The sequence below is a fragment of the Microbacterium sp. 4-7 genome (assembly GCF_014332665.1).
Classification (GTDB): Bacteria; Actinomycetota; Actinomycetes; order Actinomycetales; family Microbacteriaceae; genus Microbacterium.
The window spans coordinates 82554-103618 of the sequence record NZ_MCRH01000009.1 but is presented as its reverse complement, the minus strand read 5'-3'; the positions used below and the strand labels follow the sequence as shown (position 1 = coordinate 103618).

General features: G+C 70.5%; 21 protein-coding genes. 16 read left to right on the top strand and 5 right to left on the bottom strand.

All coding sequences use genetic code 11. The features are described 5' to 3' along the window. The first annotated feature begins 43 nt into the window (after positions 1–43). The 5 genes from BEP68_RS17835 to BEP68_RS17815 all read left to right on the top strand — a co-directional run bounded on the left by BEP68_RS17835 (position 44) and on the right by BEP68_RS17815 (position 3567). The gene (locus BEP68_RS17835) at positions 44–664 is read left to right on the top strand and encodes a DUF2975 domain-containing protein (RefSeq protein ID WP_187250760.1); all 621 of its coding nucleotides are present in this window, start codon (positions 44–46) and stop codon (positions 662–664) included. A 2-nt stretch (positions 665–666) separates the two neighbouring features. Next, positions 667–1302, top strand: a complete 636-nt coding sequence (locus BEP68_RS17830) for a hypothetical protein (RefSeq protein WP_187250759.1) — start codon at positions 667–669, stop codon at positions 1300–1302. Next, complete coding sequence (locus tag BEP68_RS17825) at positions 1299–1529, top strand: helix-turn-helix domain-containing protein (protein WP_053097736.1); 231 nt, start codon at positions 1299–1301, stop codon at positions 1527–1529. The genes BEP68_RS17830 and BEP68_RS17825 overlap by 4 nt, the downstream gene beginning before the upstream one ends. Positions 1530–1659: 130 nt before the next feature. Beyond that, positions 1660–1998 carry a hypothetical protein gene (locus tag BEP68_RS17820; protein ID WP_053097737.1) on the top strand — a complete coding sequence of 113 codons (339 nt, stop codon included), beginning with the start codon at positions 1660–1662 and terminating at the stop codon, positions 1996–1998. Between the two features lie 141 nt (positions 1999–2139). Then, positions 2140–3567 carry a dicarboxylate/amino acid:cation symporter gene (locus tag BEP68_RS17815; RefSeq protein WP_187250758.1) on the top strand — a complete coding sequence of 476 codons (1428 nt, stop codon included), beginning with the start codon at positions 2140–2142 and terminating at the stop codon, positions 3565–3567. A 63-nt stretch (positions 3568–3630) separates the two neighbouring features. Here the strand turns inward: BEP68_RS17815 and BEP68_RS17810 are convergent, their stop codons facing one another. Both BEP68_RS17810 and BEP68_RS17805 read right to left on the bottom strand, forming a co-directional pair. Then, positions 3631–5361, bottom strand: coding sequence for a cation:proton antiporter (locus BEP68_RS17810; protein WP_053097739.1), 1731 nt, complete (start codon positions 5359–5361; stop codon positions 3631–3633). Between the two features lie 75 nt (positions 5362–5436). Continuing rightward, positions 5437–5721, bottom strand: a complete 285-nt coding sequence (locus tag BEP68_RS17805) for a MerR family transcriptional regulator (RefSeq protein ID WP_187250757.1) — start codon at positions 5719–5721, stop codon at positions 5437–5439. Positions 5722–5844: 123 nt separating this feature from the next. On the opposite strand from BEP68_RS17805, the gene BEP68_RS17800 reads away from it, so the two are divergent. The 10 genes from BEP68_RS17800 (at position 5845) to BEP68_RS17755 (ending at position 15645) form a co-directional block, all read left to right on the top strand. Continuing rightward, complete coding sequence (locus BEP68_RS17800) at positions 5845–6267, top strand: Hsp20/alpha crystallin family protein (RefSeq protein WP_053097741.1); 423 nt, start codon at positions 5845–5847, stop codon at positions 6265–6267. A gap of 65 nt (positions 6268–6332) precedes the next feature. After that, positions 6333–6569 carry a DUF2795 domain-containing protein gene (locus BEP68_RS17795; protein WP_187250756.1) on the top strand — a complete coding sequence of 79 codons (237 nt, stop codon included), beginning with the start codon at positions 6333–6335 and terminating at the stop codon, positions 6567–6569. Positions 6570–6632: 63 nt separating this feature from the next. Next, positions 6633–7673 (top strand): LLM class flavin-dependent oxidoreductase, encoded by a 1041-nt coding sequence (locus BEP68_RS17790; protein WP_157538247.1) that lies wholly within the window; start codon positions 6633–6635, stop codon positions 7671–7673. 234 nt (positions 7674–7907) lie between these two features. Continuing rightward, the gene (locus BEP68_RS17785) at positions 7908–8117 is read left to right on the top strand and encodes a hypothetical protein (protein ID WP_053099248.1); all 210 of its coding nucleotides are present in this window, start codon (positions 7908–7910) and stop codon (positions 8115–8117) included. A 108-nt stretch (positions 8118–8225) separates the two neighbouring features. Further along, entirely contained in the window at positions 8226–9458 is a 1233-nt protein-coding gene (gene glp / locus BEP68_RS17780) for a gephyrin-like molybdotransferase Glp (protein ID WP_187250755.1), read from the top strand. Then, a complete protein-coding gene (locus BEP68_RS17775) occupies positions 9455–10237 on the top strand; it encodes a molybdenum cofactor guanylyltransferase (RefSeq protein WP_187250754.1) in 783 nt (260 codons plus the stop codon). The genes glp and BEP68_RS17775 overlap by 4 nt, the downstream gene beginning before the upstream one ends. Beyond that, positions 10234–10518 (top strand): DUF6457 domain-containing protein, encoded by a 285-nt coding sequence (locus tag BEP68_RS17770; protein ID WP_056279307.1) that lies wholly within the window; start codon positions 10234–10236, stop codon positions 10516–10518. The genes BEP68_RS17775 and BEP68_RS17770 overlap by 4 nt, the downstream gene beginning before the upstream one ends. 125 nt (positions 10519–10643) lie before the next feature. Beyond that, on the top strand, positions 10644–12035 hold the full coding sequence (locus tag BEP68_RS17765) for an MFS transporter (RefSeq protein ID WP_053097747.1): 1392 nt from the start codon (positions 10644–10646) through the stop codon (positions 12033–12035). Positions 12036–12037: 2 nt separating this feature from the next. Beyond that, a complete protein-coding gene (locus tag BEP68_RS17760; protein WP_187250753.1) occupies positions 12038–13582 on the top strand; it encodes an FAD-dependent oxidoreductase in 1545 nt (514 codons plus the stop codon). Next, entirely contained in the window at positions 13579–15645 is a 2067-nt protein-coding gene (locus tag BEP68_RS17755; RefSeq protein WP_187250752.1) for a molybdopterin oxidoreductase family protein, read from the top strand. The genes BEP68_RS17760 and BEP68_RS17755 overlap by 4 nt, the downstream gene beginning before the upstream one ends. Before the next feature lie 15 nt (positions 15646–15660). Here the strand turns inward: BEP68_RS17755 and pheA are convergent, their stop codons facing one another. Further along, positions 15661–16611: a prephenate dehydratase gene (gene pheA, locus BEP68_RS17750; RefSeq protein ID WP_053097750.1), complete on the bottom strand. Its 951-nt coding sequence runs from the start codon at positions 16609–16611 to the stop codon at positions 15661–15663. Positions 16612–16673: 62 nt separating this feature from the next. On the opposite strand from pheA, the gene pgm reads away from it, so the two are divergent. After that, entirely contained in the window at positions 16674–18317 is a 1644-nt protein-coding gene (gene pgm, locus BEP68_RS17745) for a phosphoglucomutase (alpha-D-glucose-1,6-bisphosphate-dependent) (RefSeq protein WP_187250751.1), read from the top strand. Positions 18318–18908: 591 nt separating this feature from the next. Here the strand turns inward: pgm and BEP68_RS17740 are convergent. Both BEP68_RS17740 and BEP68_RS17735 read right to left on the bottom strand, forming a co-directional pair. Continuing rightward, on the bottom strand, positions 18909–20009 hold the full coding sequence (locus tag BEP68_RS17740) for a glycerate kinase (protein WP_187250750.1): 1101 nt from the start codon (positions 20007–20009) through the stop codon (positions 18909–18911). Continuing rightward, complete coding sequence (locus BEP68_RS17735) at positions 20006–21064, bottom strand: LacI family DNA-binding transcriptional regulator (protein WP_082297895.1); 1059 nt, start codon at positions 21062–21064, stop codon at positions 20006–20008. The genes BEP68_RS17740 and BEP68_RS17735 overlap by 4 nt, the downstream gene beginning before the upstream one ends. Position 21065: the final 1 nt, after the last annotated feature.

The window sequence follows — 21065 nt, the reverse complement described above, 5'->3', positions numbered from 1 at the left end:
TTAACGATTATCGGTAATAACGACTCTCGATAAGGAGTGGACGATGACCTCGACGAAGGACCGCACGATCTCTCGCGGCGATTCCGGAGCCCTGATCGGCTTCTGCATCGCAGGAGCACTGATCGCCGCCTACATCACGGTGTTCTCGATCATCCGCATCATCGAACTGGCTCGCGGGGTCGACGTGCCCGTGCTGGTCGAGTTCGTCGGCTCGACGGCGCCTGTCGAGCTGCCCCTCAGCACCGGCGACTCCATCACGGTCGGTCTCGACAGTGCGATCATCACCGCCCCGCAGCTTCCGGTGATCGCCGCCGTGCCCGGCATCATCGGGCAGGTCGCGCAGATCCTCACGATCGTCCTCGTCATCGGATGCCTGATCCTGCTGGCGCGGAGCGTGCTGACCGGCCGCGTCTTCAGCCGCCGCAACACCGCTCTCGTCGCGACCGCCGGGATCGCCGGCCTGGTCGGGTTCGCCACCGTGCGCTTCTTCGACAACATGCTGGCCAACGCGACGGTCGCCAGGATCACCGACAACGGGGTGGACAACGCCGTGATCAGCGTCGAGCCGTTCACGTTCGTCCTCGGGGCCTTCGTCCTCGCCCTCATCAGCACGGTCTTCGTGATCGGCGACCGGCTGCAGCGCGACACGGACGGGCTCGTCTGATGATGAGCACGACCACCGCGACACGTTCGCAGACCGCGGATGCGATCACCGTGATCCTCTTCGGCGCAGCCGCTCTGCTGGTCACGTCGATCAGCACCGTGTTCCGGGTGCTCGGGACCTTCCGAGATCAAGGTATCGCGTGGTCCATTCCGATCGACGAGCAGCCGATCGACGCGACCGTCGGCTCAGGAGCCGCGTCGGTCGAGGGGATCGCTCAGGAGGCGATGGTGTTCGCCACCGGGGTGGACGCCGCTTCGACCGCAGCGATCATCGGCTCTCTCGTCCTCTGGGCGCTCGCCCCGCTGATCGTCATCGTCGGCGTGATGCTCGTCGCCTGGAACTTCCTCCGCGGACGCTTCTTCGTGCGGAGCAACGCACGGGCCTTCGACGCGATCGGCTGGACCCTCGTGCTCGCTCCGATGTTCATCGTGATGCTCGAGAAACTGGGGCTGAACGGGGTGTCCGCTGCGGTGGGCATCGGCACGGGCGAGCCGGTGCATCCGATCGACTTCTGGTCCATCGTCCCGATCTTCGCGACCGGCGTCGCGGTGGGCCTCATCGCAGCAGCGTTCCGTCAGGGCATCCGCCTGCAGCGCACGAACGCGGCCCTCGAGGATGAGACTCGGGGTCTCGTATGAGCCCGGCGGAGAACGACGACGAGCTCACCGGCATCCACTGCCGGCTCGACGAGCTGCTCGCCGAGCGAGGGATGACGCTGACCGAGCTGAGCGCACGCGTGGGGGTGAGCATCGTCAACCTGTCGGTGCTCAAGAACGACCGCGCGCGGGCGATCCGGTACTCGACGCTGCGCGCGATCTGCGACGCGCTCGACTGCGAGGTCGGCGACCTGCTGGTGCTCGCGTAGGGGGGGACCGCGATGCGCGGCTCCGGTTCCGATGACCGCCCCCGGGTGACGGCCGCGGGACAGCATCACGGACGGCATGCTCAGCGCAACCCCTTCTATGAATCTCCTGTGGGTCGATAGCGTTGACCGCATGAAGCTCAACGACCGGAACCTGCGCACACCCTCCCGCATCCTCATGGCTCTGCCCATCGCCGCACTCGCCTTCTCGCTGGCCGCCTGCGGGGGAACGTCCCGCCCCGCGGTCGACGACGTCGCCGACGGCATCCAGAAGGTCTACGAAGAGCAGGGACTCGGTGATGTCGTGACGGACGACGTCGCGACCTGCTTCGCCGACGCCCTCGTCGACTCCGACCTGAGCAACGAGACCCTCACCTACATCGCCAACGGCGAGGACAAGCAGTCCAGCGAAGAGGACAAGGCACTCACCACGCAGATCCTCACCGACAACCTGGAGAAGTGCGCGGGCTGACCCCCGGGCCGACCACGAAGGATGACGGATGCTGCGGCATCCGTCATCCTTCGTCATCTCCGCCTCCGGTCGCGGGCGCGGCTCCTAGCGTGGACGGATAGCGCGCACACGGCGCGCACCGATTCTGGAGTCCCCGATCCAATGAGCACCACCGTCCGCGCCACGAAGGCGCCAGACACCCGCGGTCCCGTCCGGAAGCTGCTGACGTCGTTCGGCTTCCAGATCCTCGCCGCACTCGTCCTCGGCATCGCCGCCGGCCTGATCGCCCGTCAGCTCGGAGCGACCGGCGACGAGCCGAACGGCCTCTCGGCCACCCTCGACACGATCGGCAGCTCGTACGTCACGCTGCTGCGCACGGCCGTCGTGCCGCTGATCTTCACCGCGATCGTGGCGAGCATCTCGAACCTGCGGCGGGTGCAGAACGCCGCACGCCTGGCCGGCCAGACGCTGCTGTGGTTCGCGATCACCGCGTTCATCGCCGTGAGCATCGGCATCGTGCTCGGACTCGTGATCCAGCCCGGGTCGCGCGCCGGCGACGACCTCGCCCCGAGCGCCCCCTACACCGTGGGCACCTGGTGGAACTTCCTGCTCGGTCTGATCCCGCAGAACTTCCTCGGCCTCAGCGTCAGCACCAACCCCGGCGCGACCGAGGGCACGTTCTCCTCGAGCGTCAACTTCAACATCCTGCAGGTCATCGTGATCGCGGTCGCCGTCGGCATCGCGGCGCTCAAGGCCGGCAAGAGGGCCGAGCCCTTCCTCGCGTTCACGGAGTCGCTGCTCAAGGTCATCCAGCGCGTGCTGTGGTGGATCATCCGCATCGCCCCCATCGGCACCTTCGGCCTGATCGGCGCCGCGGTCGTCGAGTACGGCTGGGAGAAGCTCGCCTCGCTCGGCTGGTTCGCGATCGCCGTGTACATCGGTCTCGCTCTGGTGCTCTTCGTCGTCTACCCGGTGCTCGTGAAGACCAACGGCCTGTCGATCAGGCAGTACTTCTCGGGCGTCTGGCCCGCCGTGCAGCTGGCGTTCGTCAGCCGCTCGTCGATCGGCACCCTGCCCCTCACCGAGCGCGTGACCGAGCGCAACCTCGGCGTTCCCCGCTCGTACGCCTCCTTCGCCGTGCCGTTCGGCGCGACCACAAAGATGGACGGCTGCGCCGCCATCTATCCGGCCATCGCCGCGATCTTCGTCGCGCAGTTCTTCGGCATCGAACTCACCCTCGTGCAGTACCTGCTGATCGTGCTCGTCTCGGTCGTCGGCTCGGCGGCCACCGCGGGCACCACGGGAGCGACCGTGATGCTCACCCTGACGCTGTCGACGCTCGGCCTGCCGCTCGAGGGCGTCGGCCTGCTGCTCGCGATCGACCCGATCCTCGACATGGGCCGCACCGCGGTCAACGTCGCGGGCCAGGCGCTCGTGCCCACCATCGTCGCCAAGCGCGAGGGGATCCTCGACGAGGAGCTCTACAACGCGCCCCGCGAGGGCCTGCCGTTCGCCGACGACTCGGCCGACGACGACGCACCCGAGGCGGATGCCGCGGCATCCGAGACCGAGCCGGCCAGCACCCGCTGACCTCTCTCCGTCACCGCCCGAGCGCCTCGTCCCTTCCGGGGCGGGGCGCTCGTCCGTCTCCCGCTATGCGCGACCCTGCTGGCGGGTGGCACCGCGGGTGTCGAGCGCGAGCTCCTCGGCATCCATCGCCGTCATCAGCTCGCGCATGAGCTCTTCATCGAGGTTGCCCGCGTCCCTCTCCGCGAGAAGGATGTCGCGGCGCACCTGCAGCCATCCCCGGCTCAGGGCAGCCAGGTCGTCGAAGGACGGGCGAGCTGCGGCATCCTCGACCTGCTGCGCGTCGTCGGTGTCCTTCTCGACGCGGGTCATGCGCTTCGTGAACGCATCGAACACTCCCAGGTCGACCTCGCCGTACTTGGCCTCCCACTCGACGCGCTTCTCGGCCAGGAACGCCTTGCCGGCCTCTCGGCTCTTCTCCCGCACCGCGGCGAGCGCACGCTGGTCGTCATCGTGATCGACGTCTCCCTCGATCCCGAGGCGGCGGATCAGCATCGGCAGCGTGAGCCCCTGCAGCAGCAGCGTGCCCACGGTCACCACGAACGCCACCACGACGATCGCGTGCGAGGCCTCCTCGTCGAGCGTCGCGAGATCGGCGGCCGCGAGAGCGATCGCGAGCGTCACGACGCCGCGCATACCGGCCCATGAGATCACCGCGCTGTCCTTCCAGGTCAGCTGCAGCCCGGCCATCTGGTCGCGCACGATGTGCGTGCGCAGCTCGTCGGCCGTGAACTGCCCCCACCGCCGGGACTTCTCGTGACGTTTCTCGAACTCGCCGTTCTCGACGCCGCGATCCCAGCGCTGAAGGCGCTTGCGGTCCTGGAAGTTCGCCCACGCGCTCGTCGGATAGATGTAGAGCGGACGCACCACGAGCACGACCAGCAGCACGATGCCCGACAGCACGAGGATCTGCTCGACGGACTCACTGCCGAGGTCGCGGAGCACCCGGGGGAACTGCAGACCGATGTACGCGAACACGAAGCTCTCGAGCAGCAGATCCGCCGACAGCCAGAGCGGCTTCTCCTGCTGGCGGGTCGTGTAGTCGGTGCGAGGCGAGTTGTATCCGACGTACAGGCCCATCGCGACGACCGCGAGCACTCCGGAACCCAGCAGGTGCTCGGCGATCGCATAGGCGCCGAACGGTGCGAGCAGTCCGAAGGTCCCGATCACGACCGCGTCGTTGATCCGCATCCGGAGCTGATGCAGCAGGATGCCGAAGACGAGTCCGATCGCGACACCCACGGCGACGGCCAGCAGGAACTGCCCCACGCCGCCCCACACCGACACGGTCGCGCCCGCGAGGATCGCCGCGAACACGCGGTACAGCGTCAACGAGGTCGCATCGTTGATCAGACTCTCGCCCGAGAGCACAGTCATGATGCGGCGCGGCAGACCGAGCTTGCGGCCGATCGCGGCGGCCGACACCGCATCCGGCGGCGCCACGATCGCGCCGAGCAGCAGGGCGCCCGGCAGGGTCAGCGACGGCATGATCCACCAGGCCACGAACCCCACCGCGAGCGCCGTGAGCAGCACGAGCCAGATGCCGAGCCGGCGGATCTGCGGGAGGCTGCGCTTGAAGCCGACGAACGAGACGTCCAGGGCCGCCGAATAGAGCAGCGGCGGCAGCACGAGGTTCAGCAGCAGATGGCCGTCGATCTCGACATCCGGCACGAAGGGAAGGAAGGATGCCGCGAGCGCCACGACAGTGACGAGGAGCGGCGCCGGCCAGCCGCGCCATCGGGCGATCGCGGCCACCACGACAGCACCGACGAGCACGTAGAAGATCTCGGCATCCATGCCCCTAAAGTACTGCCCTCCCGCGTCGGTCGCGGGGCGCAGCCGCGTCGGTCACGGGGCGCAGCGGGCCGCGGATCAAGGGCGCTCGTCGGCGAGCTCGTCGCGGAGGCCGGCGTTCTCGTCCTCCAGATCAAGCACGCGACGGATGCCGACGATGTTGATGCCCTCGACGCGCAGCCCGGTCACCCGGCGGATGCGCTCGAGGTCGTCATCGCTGTAGCGGCGCGTGCCGCCCTCGCTGCGCGCGGGCGTGACCAGCCCCTTCGCCTCGAAGAGTCGGAGGCTGGCCTCGGGGACCCCGCTGAGCTGCGCGGCGACGGCGATGCCGTAGACCGGCATGCTCGGATCACGATCACCCATGGGCACCTCCCTCTCGACGCACTTGCATTCTATCTCGCGTTGTTCTATAAAAAATCTATAGCAACGGGTGCAGATAATCTGCACCGGAGAACGCCCGCTCGGGCCACACGAAAGGAGACACTCATGGCCATGTCCTTCGATCCGTTCAGTCAGCTCGACCGCTTCGCTGCGAGCGTGCTGGACTCCGTCCGCGCACCGCGTCTCATGCCGGTGGACCTCTACCGCGACGGCGACAGGTACATCCTGCACGCCGACCTCCCCGGCATCGATCCGGGCTCGATCGACGTCGACCTCGACGGCGGACAGCTCACGATCCGCGCGCAGCGCACGGCCGACGGTCGCGAAGGCGTCCGCTGGCTCGCACGCGAACGCGGGGCTGGCTCGTTCCTCCGCCAGTTCTCGCTCGGCGACGGCGTCGACCTCGACGCGATCAGCGCCTCGTACGAGAGCGGCGTGCTCTCGGTGATCATCCCGGTCAGCGAGCGCGCGAAGCCCCGCAAGATCGAGGTCGAGTCGAGCGACAACCGACAGTCGATCACCGCCTGACCCTTCGGTGGGCCGGGGCCGCACACCCCGGCCCACCCCGCTCTCCCTTCGGAAAGGACGATCCCATGCGCACCTCTTCTGCTCTCGACCGGTTCCTCCGCAGCATGGAGTACCCGGCGACACGAGACGACCTGCTCCGCGAAGCAGCCCGCGACGGCCTCGGCCCCGATGACCGAACGGCCCTCGCCCAGCTTCCCGAGCAGAGCTTCAGCGCCGCCTGGCACATCCGCTATCACCTCACGCGACGCGCGCTCACCGAGGAGTTCACGCCCTCGGCATCCGCAGGTCTCGTCGCTGCCTGAGACGCACCGGCGACGATGGGGCGGACGGGAATGCCCCGCCCGCCCCCGCCGTTGCATTCGGGGATGACTTCCACCGCGCTCTCCGTCCTCGACCTCGTCCCGGTTCGCACCGGCCAGACCAGTGCCGAGGCGATCTCCTCCTCCCTCGATCTCGCCGCGACCGCCGACCGGCTCGGCTACCGCCGCTACTGGTTCGCCGAGCACCACAACATGCCGGCCGTGGCATCCACCACTCCCCCGGTGCTGATCGCCGCCGCCGCGATGCGCACGACGCAGATCCGTCTGGGATCCGGCGGAGTGATGCTCCCCAACCACGCACCGCTCATCGTCGCCGAGCAGTTCGCCGCCCTCGAGGCCATCGCGCCCGGACGCATCGACCTCGGCCTCGGCCGCGCGCCCGGCAGCGACCCCGTCATCACCCAGCTGCTGCGTGGATCGGGCACGACCAGCGACGTCGAGCAGTTCCCGCGCAACGTGCAGGACATCGCCGCACTCATCTCGGGCGAGGGCGCCACCGTGCGCTTCACCTCGGGTGGCGAGTACACGGTGCACGCGACCCCGGCCGCCACCGGAAGCCCCGAGGTGTGGCTGCTCGGATCGAGCGACTACTCGGCGCAGCTCGCGGCATCCCACGGCCTGCCCTACGTCTTCGCCAACCACTTCTCGGGACAGGGCCTCGAACGCGCACTCGACCTCTACCGCACCGGCTACCAGCCGAGCGAAGAGCACCCCGAGCCGCGGACGTTCCTCACGGTCAACGTCGTCGCCGCGCCGACACAGGAAGAGGCCGAGGCGCGCGCCCTTCCGCAGCTGCGCATGATGTCGCGCCTGCGCCTCAACAAGCCGCTCATCGCACTCGAGACCGTCGAAGAGGCCCTCGCCGCAGAATCGGATGCCGCGACCGACCAGGTCGTCGAAGCCGCCCGCTCGCGCTGGTTCGTCGGCACCGGCGAGTCGGTCGCCGCCGAGGTGCGCGCGTTCGCCGAGAAGTACGGCGTCGACGAGGTCATGCTGTCGCCCGTCGCCGGTGCATACGAGTCCGAGCCTCGTGACGCCGCCGCCGGCCGCGCCCAGACGCTCGAGCTCATCGCCGCCGCCCTGTAGGCGCCGGGGGCGCCGCTCGCGCTGGTCGCCGCGCGCTGGTCACCGCGCGCGCACGCGAGCGCCGCATCCGGCCTCCCGGCGGGGCCAGTTCCGCATCCGGATCATCCGTTTGCGATGCACAACTGGCCCCGCATCACCGGCGCCATGTGGCGAATGCCGCCAAGACTCCGCGTCAGGGGCTGGTATTCCGGTGCGCCGGGGCGTAGGGTCACCCGCAACGGAAGGGGTTCGATGATGAGCACTACCAAGACCCTGGCCCTCTGGGTGGCGTACGGCACGAACGGCGTCGTCGGCAGCATCCGACATGACGACGAGGGATACACCGTCGTCATGGCCGGGTCCGATGCGGCGACAGGCACGTACCCGACCCTGGAATCGGCGAAGGGCGCGTTGCACTCGCACATGCTGCCGGGCAGCGGTTGGCCGATGTTCCGCGAGCACTGACTTTCGAACGGGGAAACAAGGGGCAGAGGGGCGGCGCGGTCGCGGGGCATCCCCGCGACCGTCGTACGCTGACTGCATGCGAATCACCACTCCCCTCGCTCCTCCGGCATGCTGACGGTCGAGGAGCAGCGGGCGAAGGTGATCGCCGCCACCCGACCGCTGGATGCCGAATCGGTGCCGCTCGCACGGGCGGCGGGCCGCGTCCTCGCCACGACCGTGCACGCTCGGGTCGATGTGCCGGTGTTCGACAACTCGGCGATGGACGGATATGCGGTCCGGTTCACCGACGTCGAGTCGGCCACGGCCGAGCACCCCGTCGAGCTCGCGGTGATCGCCGACCTCCCGGCGGGGTCGGCCGACGAACCCGAGCTGCGTGAGGGACGGGCCGCACGCATCATGACCGGCGCGCCTGTGCCGCACACGGCGACCGTCGTCGTGCCCTTCGAGCACACCCGCGACGGCCTGCAGGCGTGGGATGCGCCTGCGATCGTGGTCACCGCGCCGCCTCGCGCGGGTGCCAACATCCGCCGCCGCGGCGAGGAGCTGCGCGCCGGAGCCGTCGTCGCGACAGCGGGCACCACCCTCGGGCCGCTCCAGCTCACGGCCATCGCGGCCACCGGCATCGACACGGTGCCGGTGCATCGTCGTCCTCGCGTCGCGGTCATCTCGACCGGCAGCGAGCTCGCCGACCCCGGCGCCGACCTCGCCCGCGGGCAGATCCCCGAGTCGAACTCGGTGCTGCTCGCTGCGCTGTGCGCGGAGACGTGCGCTGACGTCGTCTCGGTCGACACGGTGACAGACGAGGATGCCGCCTTCGCCGCACTCCTCGATCGCGCGCTCGTCGATGCGCGGGTCGATGTCGTGGTCACGTCCGGCGGAGTCAGCGCCGGCGCCCATGAGGTCGTGAAGAACGTGCTGCGCGATCGCATCGAGTTCGTGGCGGTCGCCATGCAGCCGGGCAGGCCTCAGGCTTTCGGACGCCTCGGCGACGCGCTGGTGTTCGGACTGCCCGGCAATCCGGCGAGCGTCGCCGCGTCGTTCGAGGCCTTCGTGCGGCCGGCGCTGCTCGCCCTCCAGGGTCGCGCGGGCCTGCAGCGCCCGATGCTCCGCCTCGCCAGCACCGCAGCGTGGCGCAGCCCGGTGGGACGACAGCAGTACGTGCCCGTCGCCCTCGACCGATCCGACCCGGCCGCCTGGTCGGTGCGCCCGGCGGCCGCCGACGGGTCGTCCGGCGCGCACCTGGCGGCAGGACTCGCCAGAGCGGATGCCTATGCCGTCGTGCCCGCCGACGTATCAGCCGTCGCAGCAGGCGACCTGGTCGATGTGATGCTGCTCTCATGACAGGGACGCGCACGACCGAGACACCGGACGCAGCGACACCGGCGTCCGTGCCGACTGCCGCGATCATCCTCGCCGGCGGGCGGGCCTCACGACTCGACGGGACTGCCAAGCCGTTGCTCGAGGTCGGCGGCCGCACCCTGCTCGACCGCGCCATCGCCGCCGTCGACGGCTGCGACCCCATCGTGGTCGTAGGTCCGCCGGCGCCGACCCGTGTTCGCGTCGCATGGACCCGGGAGACCCCGGAGTTCGGCGGACCGGTCGCCGGCATCGCCGCAGGCCTCGCCCTCGTCGACACCGCCGACGTCCTGCTGCTGGCGGCCGACCTGCCGAACGCCGAAGGCGCCGTGGCGCTGCTGCGCCGGCATCCGCCCCTCTCCGCCGGCAACGACGGCAAGGGCGGCGGGGCCGACGCCGACGGCAAGGACGGCAAGGCCGACGCCCCCAGCACGACCGGCAACGACGGCAAGGGCGGCGAGGACGACGCCGACAGCACGAATGGCGGGCACGGCATCGACGGCGTCTGTCTGGTCGACGCGTCGGGACGCATGCAGTGGCTCGTCGGCCGCTACCGCACCGATGCCCTGCGATCCGCCGCCGCGGCTCTCCCCGACGGCGGCCGCAACGCGTCGTTGCGATCGCTGCTGGCGCGCCTGCGCATCAGCGCGATTCCGGCGGGAGACCTGGCAACGGATGTCGACACGTGGGACGATCTCGAACGGGCCCGCGCCGCGGCACCGATGCTCCCGCGCGACGGAGCACCAGACGAGGAGACGACATGACCGACAAGCCGCAACACCTTCCGGTCGAAGCCCTGGACGACTGGACCACGGCGGTCTGCAGCGCGCTCGGGATCGATCGCGAGTCCGTCGATGTCGCCCTGCTCCTGGATCTCGCCCGGGATGTCGCGCACGGCGTCGCCCGCCCGGCCGCACCGCTCAGCGCCTACCTCGCCGGCCTCGCCGCAGGTCGCGCGGGCGGCAGCCGCGAGGACACCGCTGCGGCGGTCGCCACCATCACCGAGCTGGCCGGGGAATGGCGCGCCGACGACCAGGATTCCTGAAGTTCTCTCATCGCCCACCTCGCCGATGTGATCGAGAAGTAATCGTCCGGTAATCGCACTCGTGCGGCCCTGCAACATCCGCCGCCTACGTTCAGAGCATTCACCTCTCGAACGCAGGAGCCGCGATGTCCCAGATCACCGGAAGAAGCAGCGTCGACACCCCCGCCGTGACCCTCACGCGCCGCCCCGGCCGGTGGATCGACGGCTGGAACCCCGAGGATTCGGCCTTCTGGGCCACCGAGGGCAAGGCGATCGCCCGCCGCAACCTCGGCTGGTCGATCTTCGCCGAGTTCCTCGGGTTCATCATCTGGCAGCTCTGGAGCATCGTCGTCGTGCTGCTCCCCGCCGCCGGGTTCACGCTGAGCACCACCGAGTCGTTCTGGCTGATCTCGCTGCCGAGCCTCGTCGGCGCGACGCTGCGGTTCCCGTACACGTTCCTCGTCGCCCGCTTCGGCGGACGCAACTGGACCATCGTCTCGGCGCTGCTGCTGCTGATCCCCGCCGTCCTGCTCGGCATCGTCGTGCAGGATCCCGAGACCCCGTTCGGCGTGCTGCTCGCCGTCGCGGCTCTCGCCGGTTTCGGCGGCGGCAACTTCGCCAGCTCCATGGCGAACATCACCTACTTCTTCCCGCAGAAGGAGAAGGGCTGGGCGCTCGGGCTCAACGCCGCCGGCGGCAACCTCGGCACCTCGGTCGCCCAGCTCGCGGTGCCGATCGTCGTGTCGATCACCGCCGCGTCGACCTTCAGCCTGTCGTTCGCCGGCTGGATGTGGGTGCCGCTGATCCTCGTGGCCGTGTGGGGAGCATGGCGCCACATGGACAACCTGTCGTCGGCCAAGGCGGACTTCGCCGGGGCCGCCGCCGCACTGCGCGAACCGCACCTGTGGGTGCTGTCGCTGCTGTACATCGGCACGTTCGGATCGTTCATCGGCTTCTCGAGCGTCTTCCCGAAGCTCATCGCCGACACCTTCCCCGAGTTCTCGACGTTCCAGATCGGCAGCGCCTCGCTGTCTCTGGCGTTCCTCGGGGCCCTCGTCGGCTCGCTCGCCCGCCCCTATGGAGGAAAGCTCGCCGACCGCTTCGGCGGAGCACGGATGACGATCGCCGCGTTCTCGCTCATGATCGTCGGCGCCCTGTCGCTGCTCGTCACTCTCGAGGCGAACAGCTTCGCGCTCTTCCTCGGATGCTTCCTGCTGCTGTTCGTCGCGGCGGGCGTCGGCAACGGCGCGACCTACCGGATGATCCCCAACGTCTTCGCCGCACGCGGTGCCGCGACCGCGGGCGACGCGCTCGCGGTCAGCACCCAGCGCAAGGGTGCGGCCGCCCTGGGGCTGATCTCGGCCATCGGCGCCTACGGCGGATTCGTGATCCCGCAGGTGCTCGCGGCCGCGAAGAGCGGCACAGGATCGTACGCTCCGGCATTCGGCGGATTCGTCGCCGCCTACATCGTGCTGCTCCTCATCACGGTCTTCGTCTATCTGATGCCTCGGCCCTCGCTCGCCGGACACCGGATCTGACCATGACCGAGCGCATCGTCGTCATCGGCGCGGGGCCTGTCGGCATCCGCTTCACCGAAGAGCTCCTGCCGCTCGTGGCAGGGGGTCGGGCGACGGTCACCGTGCTGGGCGCCGAGACGGCGGATCCGTACAACCGGGTGCTGCTCGCCGAATACGCCGTGGGCGAGGCCTCGTCCGACGAGCTCACTCTCGCCACTGCCGCGAGCCTCTCCGGTGTGGATCTGCGGCTGGGGGCGCGAGCGGTGCGGATCGATCGGGAGGCGCGGGTCGTCGAGCTGGTCGACGGATCGACCGTCGGGTACGACCGCCTGGTGCTCGCGACCGGCGCGCGATCGATCGTCCCGTCGCTCGAAGGCCTCGAGACCCTCGGTCCGGACACCACCGGCCTCGACAGCAGCCTGACCGCAGGGGTCTGCGTGCTCCGCGATCTGTCGGATGCCGAGCAGGTGCGCGCCGTGGTCGCACGCGGCGGCCGGGTCGTGGTGCTCGGAGCCGGCGTGCTGGGGATCGAGCTCGCCATGCTGCTCGCTGACGCCGGCGCCGTGCCCTCCGTGGCCCACTTCGGTCCGATGCCGATGCCCCGCCAACTCGACCGGGGGTCGGCGAGCATCCTCTCGACCGCTCTCGCCTCGGCCGGCGTCACGCTGGTGCCGCACACCCGTGCCGAGGGTGTGATCGGGGTCGAGGGCGACGACGGCATCCGCCGGTTCCGTGCACTCGCGAGCTCCGACGGCAAGCGCATCGAGGGCGATCTGCTCGTGCTGTCGTGCGGCGTCAGGGCGCGCACCGAGCTCGCCGAGGCCGCGGGACTCCGCGTCGGCAACGGCGTGCTCGTCGACGACGCACTGCGGTCGTGGTCGGATCCGCGCATCCATGCGATCGGGGACTGCGCCCACATCGCCGACCCCGCCGAGTTCCTGCACGACCGCCAGGTGCCGGGCGGACCGCACGGCCTCGTCGGCCCCGGCTGGCGTCAGGCGAGCTGGCTCGCCGCGGCCATCGCCGCCGAGCTCGACAGTGCCGACGACCACCCTGGCGAGTTCGCCGACGAGCGCCCCGGAGTCGTCGTGCTCAAGGGCGAGCTGGTCGACATCGCATCCGCGGGCGACGTCTCGGCCGACCCCTTCGCCCCTGTCCCGGCCGGTGAGGATGCGCCCGGCATCGCCGTCTGGGCCGACCCCGAGCACGGCACCTACGTGAAGATGGCGACGCGCGACGGCATCCTCACCGGATTCGTGGCGGTCGGGATGCCGCGGGCCGCGGCCGAACTGAGCGTGCTGTACCTGCGCGGCGGCGAGCTGCCCGCCGACCGCTCGCTGCTGCTGCGTCTCGATGATCCTGACGCCGATGCGATCGCACCGGCCGGTCGTGACGCGACCCTCTGCATCTGCAACGCCGTCACCGTCGGCCAGATCGAGGACGCGATCGACGACGGCTGCTCGTCGGTGGCTGCGGTCGGCGAGTGCACCCGCGCCGGCACCGGATGCGGAGGATGCCGCGCCCGCATCACCGAGATGCTGCACGCCCACGCGGGGGCCGTCGCATGACCGACACCCACTGCCCCTACTGCGCGCTGCAGTGCGCGATGACGCTGACCCCGACCGTGGGCGCACCGCTGCCGGTCGCCGTCGCCGGACGCGACTTCCCGACGAACCGCGGCGGGCTGTGCAAGAAGGGGTGGACCTCGGCCGAGCTGCTCGCCGACGCAGGTCGCCTCACCACTCCCCTGGTGCGCGGGACCGACGGCGAACTGCACCCGGCGGACTGGGACGTGACTCTCGATCTGATCGCCGCGCGGCTGCGCCTGATCGCCGAGGACGACGGCCCCGATGCGGTCGGCGTCTTCGGCGGCGGCGGACTCACGAACGAGAAGGCGTACCAGTTGGGCAAGTTCGCCCGCATCGCACTGCGCACGTCGCGCATCGACTACAACGGCCGCTTCTGCATGTCATCCGCTGCGGCCGCCGCCAACCGCTCCTTCGGAATCGACCGCGGCCTGCCGTTCCCGCTGACCGACCTCGACACCGCCGAGACGGTGCTGCTGCTGGGATCGAACGTCGGCGACACCATGCCGCCGTTCGTCTCGCATCTGCAGGGCGCCAGGGCCCGCGGCGGTCTCATCGTCGTCGATCCTCGCCGCAGCTCGACGGCACGACTGAGCGCCGACGGCGCCGGGATCCACGTGCAGCCGGTGCCCGGCACCGATCTCGCGCTGCTGCTCGCAGTGATCCATGTCGTGATCGCCGAGGAGCTCTACGACGACGGCTATGTGCGCCAGCGCACATCGGGCTTCGACGCCCTCCGCCAGTCGGTGTCGGCGTGGTGGCCCGAGCGTGCCGAGACCGTCACCGGGGTGGCGGCGCGCAGCATCCGCGATCTGGCACGCAGACTGGCGGACTCCGACTCGACCTACATCCTCACCGGCCGCGGCGTCGAGCAGCATGTCGACGGCACCGACACCGCGACGGCCGCCATCAACCTCGCACTGCTCCTGGGTCTTCCGGGGACACCGGGGTGCGGCTACGGCACGCTGACCGGGCAGGGCAACGGCCAGGGCGGACGCGAGCACGGACAGAAAGCCGACCAGCTTCCGGGGTACCAGTCGATCAGCGACCCGGCCGCCCGCGCCTCGGTCGCGGCCGTGTGGGGCGTCGACCCCGACGACCTTCCCGGGCCCGGCATCCCCGCGGTCGAGCTGCTGCAGAGCGCCGGACTCCCGGGCGGCGTGCGAGCGCTACTCGTGCACGGCTCGAACGTGTTCGTGTCGGCGCCGAACGTCTCGACCGTGCGCGAGGCCCTGGGCCGGCTCGATCTGCTCGTCGTCTCGGACTTCTTCCTCTCGGAGACCGCGAAGGCCGCCGACATCGTGCTCCCCGTGCTGCAGTGGGCCGAGGAGGAGGGCACCATGACCAATCTCGAGGGCCGCGTGCTGCGTCGCCGGCGAGCGGTCGACGCCCCCGCCGGGGCCCGCAGCGAGCTGTGGATCATGGCCGAGCTCGCCCGTCGCCTCGACGCCCCCGGCACCTGGAGCCTCGTGCCGTCGGAGGTGTTCGGCGAACTGGCCCGCGCCTCCGCCGGCGGCCGCGCCGACTACTCCGGCCTCAGCCACGAACTGCTCGACCTCGGCATCGAGGCGCACTGGCCCTTCCCGATCGGGAGCCTCGGCACCCCTCGACTGTTCGCCGACCGCTTCGCGCACGCAGACGGGCGCGCGAAGCTCGTCGCCGTGCGGGCTCGGGAGCATCCGACGGCGAGCGCCGACCGGCTCACCCTGATCACCGGGCGCCTGCTCGAGCAGTACCAGAGCGGAGCGCAGACCCGCCGCATCCCCGAGCTCACCGAGAAGCGGCCCGATCTCGTCGCGCAGCTGCACCCTGCGACCGCGCGTCGTCATGGGATCGGCGAGGGCGACGGCATCCGTCTCTCGAACTCCCGCGGCACCCTGCGGGCGCGGGCCGAGCTGACGCACGACATCAGGCCCGACACGGTGTTCCTGCCGTTCCACTATGCGGATGCCGAGAGCGCCAATCTGCTCACCGACGACCGGGTCGATCCGCACTCGGCGATGCCCGAGTTCAAGCGGGCTCTGGTCGAGCTCCGCGCGGTCTGATCGTGGAGGCGGCGCTCAGTCGTCCGGCTCGCCGCTGAGGATGCCGCGCAGCCAGTCGCGCGCCTCGACGAAGATGTCGTCGGAGTAGCGCTCGGGATACTGCACGATCTGCCGGTCGGCTCGCGGATACGACCCGAGGAACACCACGCGCGGGCTGAAACGGCGGATGCCGAGCAGGGCGTCGGCCATGCGCTCGTGCTCGATGTGGCCGTCGGCATCGATCACGAACCGGTAGCGGCCGAGCTCGTCGCCGATCGGACGCGACTGGATCAGCGAGAGGTTGATGCCGCGGGTCGAGAACTGCTCGAGCATCTCGAGCAGGGATCCGGGATGATCGTTCGGCAGCTCGACGATCAGCGAGGTCTTGTCGGCCCCGGTCGGCGCCGGCGCCGTGGTGGTGCGGGTCACGAGCACGAAGCGGGTGACGGCCTGGGCGTTGTCGCCGATGTCCTCGGCCAGCACGTCGACGTCGAGGTGCTTCACGACGCCCGGGGCGGCGATGGCCGCCTGGGCGGGAAGGCCGCCGTCGAGCATGCCGATCGCCGACGCGACGTTGCTCGCCGCAGGCACATGCGAGTGCCGGGGCAGGTGCTCCCCGAGCCAACCGTGGCACTGGGCGTACGCGACAGGATGAGCGGCGATCACGCTGATGTCCGCCAGGGTCGTGCCCCGAGGCGCCACGAGCACGAAGTTCACCGGCACGAGGTACTCGCCGATGATCCGCAGGCCCGGCAGAGTGGCCAGCGCATCCTGCGTGGTCGAGACGCCGCCCTCGATCGAGTTCTCGATCGCGATCATCGCGGCGTCGCTGCGCCCCTCGAGCACATCCGCGAGGGCTTCTCCGACGTTGTGCACGGCACGCCAGTCCTGACCCCGTGCTTCAGCGACCTGTTCGAGCGCCGCTTCGGTGAATGTTCCGGCGGGGCCGAGATAGCTGTAGGTGCGGCGTTCAGTCACGCGTTTCACCTTAGGGCACCGGCACACGCCCAGAAGATGCGCGGATGCCGAGATGGGGGCAGACTGTCTGCATGACGAGCCGCGCCGGCCTCCCTGCCGAGGAATCTGATCTGATCGATGTCGACGAGCTGATCGCCGCTTACTACGACCGCGTGCCCGACCCCGGGGTCGCCGCCGAGCGGGTCGCGTTCGGCACCAGCGGTCACCGCGGGTCGTCGCTGACCAAGAGCTTCAACGAGAACCACATCCTGGCGACCACCCAGGCGATCGTCGACTACCGCGCGAGCCAGGGGATCACCGGTCCCCTGTTCCTCGGCCGCGACACCCACGCGCTCTCGCTGCCCGCCGAGCGCAGCGCCATCGAGGTGCTCGTGGCCAACGGCGTCGACGTCCGCGTCGACTCGCGCGACGCCTGGGTGCCGACGCCCGCGCTCAGCCACGCGATCCTCACCTTCAACCGCGACCTCGCGCCGGATGCCGCCGGCCGCGCCGACGGCATCGTCGTCACCCCGTCGCACAACCCGCCCCGCGACGGCGGCTTCAAGTACAACCCGCCGCACGGTGGACCGGCCGACACCGACGCGACCGGCTGGATCGCCGACCGCGCCAACGAGCTGATCGCCGGCGGTCTCGTCGACGTCAAGCGCGAGCGGTTCGCCGACATCGACTGGGACGCGCTTCCGGGGTACGACTTCCGTGACGCCTACGTGCGCGACCTGGCGACGATCATCGACATCGACGCCATCCGCACCGCCGGAGTGCGCATCGGCGCCGATCCGCTCGGTGGCGCATCCGTCGAGTACTGGGCGCTCATCAAGGAGGTCTACGACCTCGACCTGACCGTCGTGAACCCCGAGGTCGACCCGACCTGGCGCTTCATGACGCTCGACTGGGACGAGAAGATCCGCATGGATCCGTCCTCCCCGTCGGCCATGGCCTCGCTCGTCGCCAAGAAGGGCGACTACGATGTGCTGACGGGCAACGACGCGGATGCCGACCGCCACGGCATCGTCACCCCCGACGCCGGGCTCATGAACCCGAACCACTACCTCGCGGTCGCGATCGACTACCTGTTCTCGCACCGCTCCGAGTGGCCGCGCGACGCCGCGATCGGCAAGACCCTCGTGTCGTCGATGATCATCGACCGGGTGGCCGAATCGCTCGGACGCCGCCTCCTCGAGGTGCCGGTGGGCTTCAAGTGGTTCGTGCCCGGTCTGCTCGACGGCTCGGTCGCGTTCGGCGGCGAGGAGTCGGCCGGAGCATCGTTCCTCCGCAAGGACGGCACCGTCTGGTCGACCGACAAGGACGGCATCCTGCTGTGCCTGCTCGCGGCCGAGATCATCGCGGTCACCGGCAAGACGCCGTCGGAGCGGTACGCCGAGCTGGAGCAGGCCTTCGGCTCGTCGGCATACCAGCGCGTCGACGCCCCGGCGACACCCGCGCAGAAGGCGACGCTGGGCAAGCTCGCTCCGGATGCCGTCTCGGCGACGACCCTCGCGGGTGAGGAGATCACCGCCAAGCTGTCGCACGCCCCCGGCAACGGTGCGGCGATCGGCGGCCTCAAGGTGCAGACCGAGCACGCCTGGTTCGCCGCCCGCCCCTCGGGCACGGAAGACGTCTACAAGCTGTATGCCGAGAGCCTGCGCGGCCCGGAGCACCTCGCCGAGGTGCAGGCCGAGGCGCGAGCCGTGGTGTCCGCCGCCCTCGGGGGCTGATCCCGCGTCCTTCGGGCTGTTCTTCTGCCCCCGCACGTCGCCCGTGTGGGGGCAGAAGTGCATCCGGACCGGAACGCTTTCGTGGCGGAACGCCCGCGTGGCGGAACGCCCCCGTGGCGGACTGCCCCACGGCATCCCCTCCTTGTGCGTGCGGGGTCAATTACGCACCCGAAACGGCTGATCCCGATGCGAAAGTGGCCCCGGCTGGCGTCCGCGATGCGAAACTGACCCCGACTGGCGGGCGAAAATGCCCTCGCGTCCCCTATCTCGCCGCCCCTGCGTGTGCGGGGTCAATTACGCATCCGAAACGGCCATCCCCGGTGCGAAAGTGGCCCCGGCTGGCGGACGGAGTTGCCTTCCGGCCCTCGTGCTCGCCCCCTGCGTGTGCGGGGTCAATTACGCACCCGAAACGGCCGACCCCGATGCGAAAGTGGCCCCGGCTGGCGAGCCGGCTGCGAAAGTGGTCCCGACGGGCTGGCGGGCGGATGCCGCGGGGGCGGGGCAACCCGGGCGAAAAGATGCGGAAGGATGCGGACGGATGCTGCGCACCAGCGAACCCCACCGGGGGCCGACGCGCGCGGACGCGATGCGTCAGACCGAGCGGGCGAGCAGGGCTCCGGCCTCGCGCAACCAGCGGGCGGGGTCGGCGAGCGCGGCATCCGACGATCCGGCGATCTCGGTGAGCGACGCGGATGCCGTGAACAGCGCGGTGTCGGAGTCGGCCGTGATGCGTCCGGCGGCGAGCAGGGCGGTCGCACCGGTCGTCGACGCGAGGCCGGCGATGAACGAGGGCACCTTGCCGTCTCCGGACTGACCGTCGTACGACCCCTCCCCTGTGATGACATGGTCGGCGTCGGCGATTGCGTCGGCGAGGCCGATCAGGTCCGCCACCTCGGCGGCGCCCGGGGCGAGCGTCGCACCCCAGGCGACCAGCGCACCGCCCGTGCCACCGGCGGCTCCGGTGCCCGGCAGTGCGGAGTCGAGGCCGAGCAGTTCGGCGAGGCCCGCGAGTCCGGCATCCACCTCGTCGAGCTCCGGGCCGACGAGACCCTTCTGCGGTCCGAACACGGCTGCGGCGCCCCGCGGGCCGACGAGGGGATTCGTGACGTCGGTGAGCACGCGCACCTGCGGCACCGTGCGCAGGCCGCTCAGGTCGACGGAGGCGATGTCGGCGAGACCGCGGGCTCCTCGCGCGACCGGCTCACCGGCGGCATCGAGGAATCGCGCGCCGAGGGCGGTCAGCATCCCGGTGCCGCCGTCGGTCGACGCGCTCGACCCGATGCCGACGACCAGTCGCGTGACGCCGTGGTCGAGGGCGGCGGCGATCGCCTGGCCGAATCCGGTGGTGTCGGCATCCCACGGACGCAGTTCGTCGAGCAGTTCGATGCCCGAGGTCGAGGCGAGGTCGACGACGGCGGTCCCCCCGGGAGAATCCCCCGAGACGGGAAGCAGCAGCCAGCTCGTCTCCAGCGGCAGCCCCGCGGGTCCGTCGACGACGACCGGCATGCGTCGCGCTCCCGGCACGGCCGCCTCGAACGCGGCGACGGTGCCCTCGCCGCCGTCAGCCATGGGGCGGTGCACGAACGTCGCGGTCGGCTCGACCGATGACCAGCCTTCGGCGAGGGATGCCGCCGCATCCGCCGCGGTGATCGTGCCCTTGAAGCTGTCCGGCGCCAGCACCACGCGGGTCATCGGGTGAGTCCGGGGGTGCTCGCCCGCACGATGACCTCGAGCGGAAGCGGAGCCTGCTGCCAGTCGGCGTCGACCGTCGCACGGAAGGCCTGATATCCGACCTCACTGAGCGGCACGCGCACGGTGGTGAGCGCCGGGGTGACATCGCTGCTCGAGGGCACGTCATCGAAGCCGCAGACCGCGATGTCGGCGCCGACCTCACGACCGGCCTCGCGGATCGCCGCCATCGCTCCGATCGCGACCACGTCGCTCATGCCGAATACGAGCGTTCCGGGTTCGACGCCGTCGGCGAGGGCCGCCGTCATCGCCTGCGCACCCGATTCGCGGCGGAAGTCGCCGCGGATCACCTGCTCGATGGCCCCGCCGTCGGTCTCGAATCCGGCGCGGAATCCGGCGAGACGCTCGTCTGACGTCAGCACTCCCTCGGCCGCGCCGATCGCGATGGCGGAGCGGTATCCGAGAGACGCCATGCGGCGACCGAGCGCTTCGGCGCCGGCGCGGTTGTCGATCTCGACGTGGCGGTTGTCTGCGCTGCCGGCGCCGAACGTGACCACGCGTCCACCGAAGCGGGCGTACTCCGCGAGCTCGCGTGAGGTGTCGGAGTCCGTCGGCTCGTTCGTGCGCGATGCGGCGAGGATCAGGCCCTGGGGTCGCTGCCCACGGAGGGCCCGCACGATGCGCGCCTCGCGTGCCGGATCCCGCTCGGTGATCGCGATCGTCACGACCAGGCCCTGTTCGTCGGCTCCGCGGGCGACACCGGCCGCGATGAGTCCGAAGTAGGGGTCGGCGATGTCGGCGACCAGGAGCGCGATCACGGGCGAGCTTCCTCGGGCGGTCGCCTGCGCCGATGCGTTCGCCGTGTAGCCCAGTTCGGCGGCCGCCTGCTCGACGCGCTCACGGAAGGACTCGGCCACCTTGCGCTCGGATCCGTTGAGAACACGGGATGCCGTGGCGAGCGAGACCCCGGCCTCACGGGCGACGTCGTGCAGGGTCGGGGCCGCGCCCCGCGAATGCCGCGGCTGACGCACGCGGGAAGGGCTTTCCTGCTGACTCATG

Bases quoted from the DNA above. Each gene is read 5' to 3' on its own strand.
- BEP68_RS17835 (WP_187250760.1), top strand. From the start codon at position 44: ATGACCTCGACGAAGGACCGCACGATCTCTCGCGGCGATTCCGGAGCC.
- BEP68_RS17830 (WP_187250759.1), top strand. From the start codon at position 667: ATGAGCACGACCACCGCGACACGTTCGCAGACCGCGGATGCGATCACC.
- BEP68_RS17825 (WP_053097736.1), top strand. From the start codon at position 1,299: ATGAGCCCGGCGGAGAACGACGACGAGCTCACCGGCATCCACTGCCGG.
- BEP68_RS17820 (WP_053097737.1), top strand. From the start codon at position 1,660: ATGAAGCTCAACGACCGGAACCTGCGCACACCCTCCCGCATCCTCATG.
- BEP68_RS17815 (WP_187250758.1), top strand. From the start codon at position 2,140: ATGAGCACCACCGTCCGCGCCACGAAGGCGCCAGACACCCGCGGTCCC.
- BEP68_RS17810 (WP_053097739.1), bottom strand. From the start codon at position 5,361: ATGGATGCCGAGATCTTCTACGTGCTCGTCGGTGCTGTCGTGGTGGCC.
- BEP68_RS17805 (WP_187250757.1), bottom strand. From the start codon at position 5,721: ATGGGTGATCGTGATCCGAGCATGCCGGTCTACGGCATCGCCGTCGCC.
- BEP68_RS17800 (WP_053097741.1), top strand. From the start codon at position 5,845: ATGGCCATGTCCTTCGATCCGTTCAGTCAGCTCGACCGCTTCGCTGCG.
- BEP68_RS17795 (WP_187250756.1), top strand. From the start codon at position 6,333: ATGCGCACCTCTTCTGCTCTCGACCGGTTCCTCCGCAGCATGGAGTAC.
- BEP68_RS17790 (WP_157538247.1), top strand. From the start codon at position 6,633: ATGACTTCCACCGCGCTCTCCGTCCTCGACCTCGTCCCGGTTCGCACC.
- BEP68_RS17785 (WP_053099248.1), top strand. From the start codon at position 7,908: ATGAGCACTACCAAGACCCTGGCCCTCTGGGTGGCGTACGGCACGAAC.
- glp (WP_187250755.1), top strand. From the start codon at position 8,226: ATGCTGACGGTCGAGGAGCAGCGGGCGAAGGTGATCGCCGCCACCCGA.
- BEP68_RS17775 (WP_187250754.1), top strand. From the start codon at position 9,455: ATGACAGGGACGCGCACGACCGAGACACCGGACGCAGCGACACCGGCG.
- BEP68_RS17770 (WP_056279307.1), top strand. From the start codon at position 10,234: ATGACCGACAAGCCGCAACACCTTCCGGTCGAAGCCCTGGACGACTGG.
- BEP68_RS17765 (WP_053097747.1), top strand. From the start codon at position 10,644: ATGTCCCAGATCACCGGAAGAAGCAGCGTCGACACCCCCGCCGTGACC.
- BEP68_RS17760 (WP_187250753.1), top strand. From the start codon at position 12,038: ATGACCGAGCGCATCGTCGTCATCGGCGCGGGGCCTGTCGGCATCCGC.
- BEP68_RS17755 (WP_187250752.1), top strand. From the start codon at position 13,579: ATGACCGACACCCACTGCCCCTACTGCGCGCTGCAGTGCGCGATGACG.
- pgm (WP_187250751.1), top strand. From the start codon at position 16,674: ATGACGAGCCGCGCCGGCCTCCCTGCCGAGGAATCTGATCTGATCGAT.
- BEP68_RS17740 (WP_187250750.1), bottom strand. From the start codon at position 20,009: ATGACCCGCGTGGTGCTGGCGCCGGACAGCTTCAAGGGCACGATCACC.
- BEP68_RS17735 (WP_082297895.1), bottom strand. From the start codon at position 21,064: ATGAGTCAGCAGGAAAGCCCTTCCCGCGTGCGTCAGCCGCGGCATTCG.